Raw genomic sequence first — 8,148 nt, 5'->3', positions numbered from 1 at the left:
CCACCCACCCGCCCTTACTACCTGCCGGAACAGGCATGTCTAAGGTCACTCACCCCCGCGGTGACGCGACCGCCCGGGCCGCCTCCACTTCCTGCCGCAGCGGGGCGAGGACGCTGTCCTCGGGCCCGGTGAACGCGGCGGGCACCGGCACGAGGACCTCCACCTCGCGCAGGCCCTCGGCCAGCTCCCGCAACTGCCGGGAGACCTCGGCCACTTCCCCGGCCCCCGGGTCGGGGGCCCCGTGCCGCACCCGTACCCGCGCGGCGGTCGTCGCGTCGACGATGCGCTCGACGGCCACGACGAGCGGCCACCACGCGGCGGCCCGTGCCCCGGTGGGCGGCGGCTCGGTCAGGGCCCGCTGGAACTCGGTGCGGATGTCGGAGAGGTCGCGGTAGAGGCGGCGCCGCATACGGGCACGGGCGGCCGGTGCCGTGGCCTCGGGGTCGTCGCCGAAGGCGCACTCGACGTACCGGGCCGTGTCGGAGACGGCGTCGGCGAGCCGGTCGCCGATGCGGGTGTGCCAGCTCTCGGGCCAGAGGAGATACCCGGCGATCAGCGCGATGGCGCAGCCGATGAGGCTGTCGACGAGGCGCGGGACGACGAGCCCGAAGCCCTGGTGGTTGAGGACGTCGGAGAGGAGCAGGATGACCGGCGTGATGGCGGCCGTCTGGTAGCCGTAGCCGCGCGGGGTGAGCGCGGGGATGAGGGTGGCGAGGACCAGCACGACGGGCACGTCCCACCAGCCGCGGTCCACGGAGGAGAGGACGGGGGCGGCCACCACGAGTCCGCGGCGGCCACCACGAGTCCGGCCGCCGTACCGATCGCCCGCATCACGGCGCGCGAGAACACCGAGCCGAAGTCGGGCTTGAGGACGAACGTGATGGTCAGGGCCACCCAGTAGGAGCGCGGTACGTCGATCAGGGAGACCAGGGACTGCGCGATGCCGATGCACAGGGCGAGGCGCAGGCCGTACCGCCAGGAGGCGCCGGAGAGGACGACGTTGCGGGTGGCGCGGCGGGCGCGCACGCGCAGGGCGGCGGGGCGGCCGAGGCGGTCCTCGGCGTGGATGACGGTGAGCGGGTCGGGGTCGGCGAGGGTGTCGGCGGCGTGCCGCAGCGCGTGGTGCACGGCGCGGGCGGCGGCGCCGTGCGGCCGGGGCAGCTCGTCGGGGAGGCCGAGGTCGACGTAGGCGTCGGTGGCGGGCCGTTCACCGCGTGCGGCGTGGTCTCCTGGTGCCGCGCGTTCCCCCCGTGCCACCGCCTCCGCCAGCCTCCGCATCGCCGCCGCCAGTTCGGGCGGCAGCTTCTCGCCGTACTGGTGGGCGGCCGGGGCTGCCTCGACGACGGGGGTGATCGCGTTGAGTTCCGCGATGAGGCGGACCAGGTCGGGGCTGCGGCCGTGGTCGCGGGCGCGGCGGGCCAGGACGAGGTCGTATGCCTGGTTGAGGGAGGCGGTGACGTCGGCGCGGGCCTTGTCGTACGCCGCGTGTCGGTCGGCGGAGCCGTCGCCCGTGCCCGCGGCCTCCAGGAGCGCGGCGACACTGCGGTACGTCGCCGCGACCGCGGCCCGCTCCGGCACCCCGCCCCGCAGCGGCCAGGCGAGCAGCGCAAGCGCGAGGACGAGCAGGCCGCCTCCCGTCATCAGGGCGGGCGCGAGCCACCACTGGCCGGGCAGCGGCAGGCCAGCGCCGATCACGGAGTTGAGCAGGAGCAGCAGTCCCGACACGGAGGCGACGGCGCCGATCGTCGACATCATCCCGGAGACGAGCGCGACGAGCGTGACGGCGCCGACCGCCGCCCAGCCGTGGCCGAAGACCAGGGCACCGAGGGTGACGCCGAGCGCGCCGAAGAGCTGGGGCACCGCGATGTTGAGGATGCGCATGCGGTACGCGTCGGCGGTGTCGCCGATGACCCCGGAGAGGGCGCCCATCGCGGCGAGCGCGCCGTACGACGGCTTGCCCGCCGCCGTGCCGATGGCGAGCGGCAGCGACATGGCGATCGCGGCGCGGGCGACGGCGGCCCAGGGGACGGGGGCGGGCTGCGGCTTGAGCGAGCGGACCAGCCAGTCGGGCGGGGTGAGGGGCCTGAGGGAGCGGTTCCGCATGTGGCCATTATGGCCAGAGGGTCCTGACCTGGGTATATCCAGGGGGTTGCCGCCCCCTGGACCCCCGCTGATCGCCGCTCCGCGGCTCCCCTCCGGCGTTTGAGGAGCGGGGGTCCGGGGGCAGAGCCCCTGGTTACTTCTGGACCTGCTGCATCGCCTTCGCCAAGCCATTGGCCCACAGCTGGTTGACCCGGGCCCGCTCACGCGCGTCCGGCTGGGCGTTCTGGCAGGACGGGCCGGGGCCGCCGCCCGACATCAGCTCGGAGCACGGGCCCCGGTAGTTGTCGGGGAGGCCGAGCACGTGCCCGGTCTCGTGGGCGGTCACGCGGGTGGAGTTGTACTGCTGGTTCTGCCGGTAGTCGAGGAAGATGTAGCCGCGCCCGTGCCCGTCGGTGCTGGCGTACGACCCGCGCGGGTCATTGCCCTCGCGGTACGAGAAGCTCGCACCCGTGGTCCCCTGCCGGAGCTGGACGTTGGTGACGGCGGCGTTCCATATGGACGTGGAGGTGGCGATCTGCTGCCGGAAGGTGGGCGCCTGCGACGCGTTGTACGTCACGGTGACGGCCTTGGCGCCGGGGTTCGCGGCCCGCTTCTCGGCGACGGCCTTCACGACGGCCTCGAAGAACGCCTTGTTGGCCGCGGCCTCTTCGCCGGATCCTGCGTACTTGGCGACGGAGGCCGGCGTGGACACCGAGGAGGCGGTGTCGGCACCGGCGCGGGGCGAGTCGGCGGCCGTGGCGACGGACGACGACGTGCCGAGCGCGGCGACCGCGAGGCCGAGGGCGGCGGCGACGGACAGGTAACGCTTGTGCATGTGGGGGGCTCCCTACTCGTTCGGTGAAAGGTGAACGTTTCGGTATCCGTGAGTGTCGGGGAGCCAAGGCGTCCGGGGATGATGGCAGATGGCGATAGCACCGCCCTATCGCCGCACATCCGGACACCGTGCATACGTGCCAACTCGTGGTGTTCCATAGAGGTTTGGGAGGCTGGTGTGAGACCGTCGGCCGCTCTACTCTCACGCCATGGAGCTCGAGGTCAGGCACCTCCGCGCGCTGTGTGCCATCGCCGACACGGGCAGCCTGCACAAGGCCGCCCGCCAACTCGGCATGAGCCAGCCCTCGCTGACCACGCAGCTGCGCCGGATCGAGCACGCCGTCGGCGGCGAGCTGTTCGCCCGCGAACGCACCGGCTGCCGCCCGACCCCCCTCGGCCGCATCGTCCTGAGCCGGGCCCGCCCCCTGGTCGTGGAGATGCGCGCCCTGGTCACCGAGGCGCGGGCGGCGGCGGCCCGCGCGAGCGACGGCACCCCGCGCCTGCGCATCGGCTCCACCGCGAGCCGCGCCATACCGGGCTGGCTGCGCCGCCTGCGGAACCGCATGCCGGGGACCGAGACCTCGCTCCAGATGGACGTGTCCGCGAACGCGCTCCTGCAAATGCTGGCCAACGGTCAGCTTGACATCGCGTTCGTGCACGAAGTGGAGGGCTGCCCGCTGCGGATCCCGGACGGGCTGCGGCGGCGCGTGCTCGTCGACCGCGAGCCGCAGTTCGTCTCGCTCGCCGCCGACCATCCCGCGAGCCGTAAGCCCGTCGTCCACCTCACGGACCTCGCGGACGACCGCTGGATGGTGGACCCGACGGTCGACGGCGAATGGGACGGACTGCAAAGGGTGTTGCGCGAGGCCGGGCTCAATCCCCGGGTCCTGCACGGGGATTACCTCACCGCGGCCACCCTGGTCGCCACCGGCGAGGTCGTCACGGTCTGCCAGCCGACCTCGGTGGCGAGACCCGACATGGCGGTCAGACCCCTGTACGGCGATCCGCTGGGGGTCCGCCTCCTGGTCACGGCCCGTACGACGGCGGAACTCGACGCGGTGTACGGCGAGCTGGAGGCCGCGTACTGGGAGGCCGCCGCCGAGTCCCCCGCCTACCAGGACTGGCTGCTCGGCACGAGAGGCACCGCCCCGCCCGCCCCCGCGGCGCCCGCCGCGCTCCCCCCGCTCCCGCGCCCCGCCACGGCCCCCCTGCCGCCCCCGGACCTTGGTCCCGCCCCCTCTCAGGACCTTCGCCCCACCCTCCTCTGAACCCCATCTGACCTGGGGTTTTTGCCGTTTTACGGTTCTGCGTCACCGCCTGCGGCCGGTTGTTACGTTTCCTACGGATGACGCACATATGGCGCCCGTAGCTTCGTATCCGTCGCCACCACAAAGGGGCACAAAGACGACAGTCAGCCCCCCGACAGCCACGAGGGATCACGCCATGCGCGCCACCCGACGTACCTTCCGCACCGCCGCCATCGCCACCGGAGCGATCGCCGCGCTCGCCGTCCCGACCACCGCCGCGTTCGCGGACGCACCGTCGACCCCGCAGCCCCAGGTCGCCAACCCGGACCCCGCGCCGAACCCCGACGACGAGGTCACCCCGCCTCCGACCCCGGACGACGAGGTCACCCCGCCCCCGACCCCCGACGACGAGGTCACGCCCACCCCGAACCCCGACGACAAGACCGAGCCCGACAAGCCCGTCGGCGGCTGGGAGTCCAAGGGCACCGTCCCGCTCGGCGACGGCTGGAGCGCCAAGGTCGACGTGAACGCCTCCGCCCGCAGCGCCAAGGCCCAGATCTTCCTGAAGGGCGCGGCCAAGGGCTCCCTGGAGGCGTACATCAAGCCCGCCTCCACCAGGATCGACGGCTGTACGTTCACGCTCAGCGCGGACGGCGGCATCACCAAGACCGGCAGGCCGACCCCGCCGAAGCCGCAGCCGAAGCCGAAGCCCCAGCCCGCGAAGAAGCGCGTCTTCGTCCGCGAGTACAAGAACCTCGGCAAGTCCGGGTTCGACGCCAAGGTCTACAAGACCAAGGCGGGCTACGAGGCCGACATGATCGCCAAGTCCCCCGGCGGCGGCAAGAAGATCGTCTGGGACACCCTCAAGCAGCGCGGCAACAAGGCGGCGTACGGCCAGCACAACGGGGCGCACTTCGTGCTCAACCCGGACGGGACCATGAAGGGGTGGGTCGAGCGCGGCTCCGGCAAGCCGGGGCATGTCTCCACCGTGGTGCCGCGGGGTGGTGTGAAGGCCGGGGCGGAGAACGTCGCCCCGCCCTCGCACGATGCCCCCCTCGTTGCTGCGGGGGGCGGTATGGCCGCTCTCGGTGCGGCGGGGATGGGGTTCTCTATGTACCGCCGTAAGCAGAGTTGAGCGCTTCGCAGATGTGCGGTGATGACTCCTGCGGGCCGGTGGGGGCTTGGCGCGCAGTTCCCCGCGCCCCTTACGGGGCGCCCCTTGGCTGAGGGGCGCCCCAAGCGCGTACTAGGAGAGGGCGCGTACTACACGCCTATGTCGTCGCCGTTCGCTCGCCAGACCGCTACGACCGACGGGCGGACCAGTTTGCCGGGGCCGTCGGGCCAGGTGCTCGCGGGCTTCTCCACGGACGCGCCGTCGATCTCGCCCGGGTGCTGCACGGCCACCAGGACGCGGCGGTCCTGGATCAGCGGGCCGCAGGTCTCCGCGCCCTTGGGCATCGTCAGGAACTGCTTGAGCTCACCGCGCCGGTCGCCCTTCGTGGCGACGCCGAACAGGCCGTCGTGCGAGCCGAGCTGGGCGCCGTCCGTGGAGATCCACAGGTTGCCGTGCGCGTCGAAGGCGACGTTGTCCGGGCAGGAGATGGGGCTGACCTTGTCCTTCGGGAAGCCCGCGAAGTACGTGGCCGGGTCCTTCGGGTCGCCCGCGACGAGGAAGAGGTTCCAGCCGAAGCGGGTGGACTCCGGGCGGTTGCGGGACTCCGTCAGCTCCAGGACCTGGCCGTGCTTGTTGAGGTTGCGCGGGTTGGCCTCGTCGGCGCCGGCCTTGCCGGGCTTGCCGCGGTCGGTGTTGTTCGTCAGGGCGACGTACACCTTGCCCGTCTGCGGCGACGGCTCGATGTCCTCGGGGCGGTCCATCTTCGTGGCGCCGACCTTGTCACCGGCGATGCGCGTGAAGACGTACACCTCGTCGGCGGTCATGCCCTCGACGTGGCTGACGGCCTTGCCGCCCGCGTACGCGGTGGCCAGCGGGATCCACGTGCCGCTGCCGTCGAACTCGCCGTCGCCCGGCAGCGTGCCCTTGCCGTCGATCTCCTCGGCCGGGGAGTCACCCGTGAACTTCGCGACGTACAGGGTGCCCTCGTCGAGCAGCGTGAGGTTGTGCTCGCGGGCCCAGCGCGAGTTGCCCTTGGCCATGCGCTTGCTGCTCACGAACTTGTACACGTAGTCGAAGCGCTCGTCGTCGCCCATGTAGACGACCGGGCGGCCGTCACGGGTCAGCCGCGGCTGGGCGCCCTCGTGCTTGAAGCGTCCCAGCGCGGTGCGCTTGCGCGGGACGGAGTCGGGGTCGTACGGGTCGAGCTCGACGACCCAGCCGAAGCGGTTGGGCTCGTTCGGCTCCTTGGTGAGGTCGAAGCGGTCGTCGAAACGCTCCCACTTGCGCTCGGACTCACCGCCGGCGACGCCGTAGCGCTTGAGGCGCGCGGCCTGCGTCGGGTCGGTCACCTTGTCCGCGTGGCCGAAGTACTGGTTGAAGTTCTCCTCGCCGTGCAGGGTCGTGCCCCACGGGGTGGTGCCGCCCGAGCAGTTGTTGAGGGTGCCGAGGACGGTGACGCCGCGCGGGTCGGCCTTGGTGCGGACGAGCTCGCTGCGGGCGGCCGGGCCGGTGAGGTGGAACTTGCTGGTGGTGGTGAGGCGGCGGTTGAGGTGGTGGCGGGACACGGCACGCAGCGCGCCGGTCCTGCGCTCGCCCTCGACCACGACCACGGACAGGCCGTGGGCCGCCCAGGCGATCTCGACCTGCTCGCGGGTGGGGTTCTTGGCGTCGTACCCCTTGAACATCAGGATTTCGTCCGTGTACTCGTGGTTCGCCACGAGGACCTGGCGGCCGTGGTCCTCGCCGTGCTTCTCGCCGGGCAGCGGGAGCAGGCTGAGGAAGTCGTTGTTGTAACCGAACTGGCCCGCCTGCGCCTTGGCGGTCTGCTTGTCCGCGTCGAAGGCCGGGGCGCCGCGCAGGATCGGCTCGCCCCAGCGGATCACGACGTTCTGGCGGTAGCCGTCGGGGACGGTGACCGTGTCGGCGGTGTTCGGGGCGACGGGCGTGAAGCGGAGGCCGCGGGCGGCCTTCTTGCTTCTGCGTTTCGCCTCCGCGGCCGTTGCCGCGCCGGGTGCGGCGGCCTGTGCTTCGGCCGCGCCCGGGCCGAGGGCGAGGCCGCCGGTGGCGGACGCGGCGACCGTGACGACGGCCGCGGCGCGCATCATGGAGCGGCGGCTGAGCGCCCCGGCTATGACGTCGCCCATGTACTCGTTGTCGCTGGTGTTGGGCACCGGGTGGAAGCAGGCGTCGCCGCAGCGGAACCGGCACGTCATGGCCGAGCGGCCGCCGGAGCCGCCCGGGTGTGAGGTGATCAGGGGCAGCAGCTTGCGCACGGGGTCCTCCATGGGTGGCCGGTTGACGGCGCTTTGGCTTCTTTTTGCCGGTGTTTCCGGCTGGAGGCTAGGTGGGGCGGCGAGCGCCATGGGGGACTGCGGGTTAACGGCGGGTGAATCCGTGTCAGGTACGGGGCGCCCGCTCTGTCCGCGCGGTGGCCGCTAACCTTACGTGTCCCTCATGGCCAAGGGATCGCTCCGCTCCGGGGTACAAGTCACGTGAAGGGTTGCGCACATGGGCATTCTGGGTCGTCTGCGGGCTGTCTTCCGGCGCTCACGGGGTGACGACGCCCCGGCCGCACCGGTTCCGTCGCCCTCCCCTTCGCCGGAGGCCGCGGCATCCTCGCCGGAGGCGGCCGTATCCGCGCCGGAGGCTGCGCCCGTGCCGGAGGCGGCGTCCTCGCCGGAGGCCCCGGCGTCCCTGCCGGAGGCAGCGGATTCCCTGCCGGAGGCAGCCGTATCCGTGCCGGAGGCCGGGGTGTCCGTGCCGGAGGCTGCGCCCGCGTCGGCCTCTTCCGGGGGCTCGGCCGCGGAGGCTCTGGTCGCTGAGGCGTTCGACAACGTGTCGGTCCGCGTCCCGGCCCGCCGCTCCGCGGCG

General features: G+C 72.6%; 4 protein-coding genes and 2 pseudogenes. 3 read left to right on the top strand and 3 right to left on the bottom strand.

The window, feature by feature from the left end:
* Positions 1-49 precede the first annotated feature (49 nt).
* Positions 50-2,103 (bottom strand): annotated as a pseudogene (locus STRAU_RS34030) (FUSC family protein).
* A 133-nt stretch (positions 2,104-2,236) separates the two neighbouring features.
* Positions 2,237-2,917 (bottom strand): snapalysin, encoded by a 681-nt coding sequence (gene snpA / locus STRAU_RS34025; RefSeq protein ID WP_016644957.1) that lies wholly within the window; start codon positions 2,915-2,917, stop codon positions 2,237-2,239.
* A gap of 208 nt (positions 2,918-3,125) precedes the next feature.
* On the opposite strand from snpA, the gene STRAU_RS34020 reads away from it, so the two are divergent.
* Together STRAU_RS34020 and STRAU_RS34015 are read left to right on the top strand one after the other, a co-directional pair.
* Positions 3,126-4,184: a LysR family transcriptional regulator gene (locus STRAU_RS34020; protein WP_016644956.1), complete on the top strand. Its 1,059-nt coding sequence runs from the start codon at positions 3,126-3,128 to the stop codon at positions 4,182-4,184.
* Positions 4,185-4,359: 175 nt separating this feature from the next.
* Positions 4,360-5,298, top strand: coding sequence for a hypothetical protein (locus STRAU_RS34015; protein ID WP_016644955.1), 939 nt, complete (start codon positions 4,360-4,362; stop codon positions 5,296-5,298).
* 128 nt (positions 5,299-5,426) lie between these two features.
* Here STRAU_RS34015 and STRAU_RS34010 read toward each other — a convergent pair whose 3' ends face one another.
* Positions 5,427-7,550: a PhoX family protein gene (locus STRAU_RS34010; protein ID WP_037663745.1), complete on the bottom strand. Its 2,124-nt coding sequence runs from the start codon at positions 7,548-7,550 to the stop codon at positions 5,427-5,429.
* A 382-nt stretch (positions 7,551-7,932) separates the two neighbouring features.
* On the opposite strand from STRAU_RS34010, the pseudogene STRAU_RS43200 reads away from it, so the two are divergent.
* Positions 7,933-8,148: pseudogene (locus STRAU_RS43200) on the top strand (hypothetical protein); the annotation flags it as partial.

This window comes from Streptomyces aurantiacus JA 4570 (assembly GCF_000414115.1).
Classification (GTDB): Bacteria; Actinomycetota; Actinomycetes; order Streptomycetales; family Streptomycetaceae; genus Streptomyces; species Streptomyces aurantiacus_A.
Note: the sequence above shows the minus strand (reverse complement) of the source record. Positions and strands in the feature narration are given on the sequence as shown.

What these genes read in the sequence shown, in the direction of transcription:
- STRAU_RS34015 (WP_016644955.1), top strand. Translation starts at nt 4,360, where the DNA reads ATGCGCGCCACCCGACGTACCTTCCGCACCGCCGCCATCGCCACCGGA.
- snpA (WP_016644957.1), bottom strand. Translation starts at nt 2,917, where the DNA reads ATGCACAAGCGTTACCTGTCCGTCGCCGCCGCCCTCGGCCTCGCGGTC.
- STRAU_RS34020 (WP_016644956.1), top strand. Translation starts at nt 3,126, where the DNA reads ATGGAGCTCGAGGTCAGGCACCTCCGCGCGCTGTGTGCCATCGCCGAC.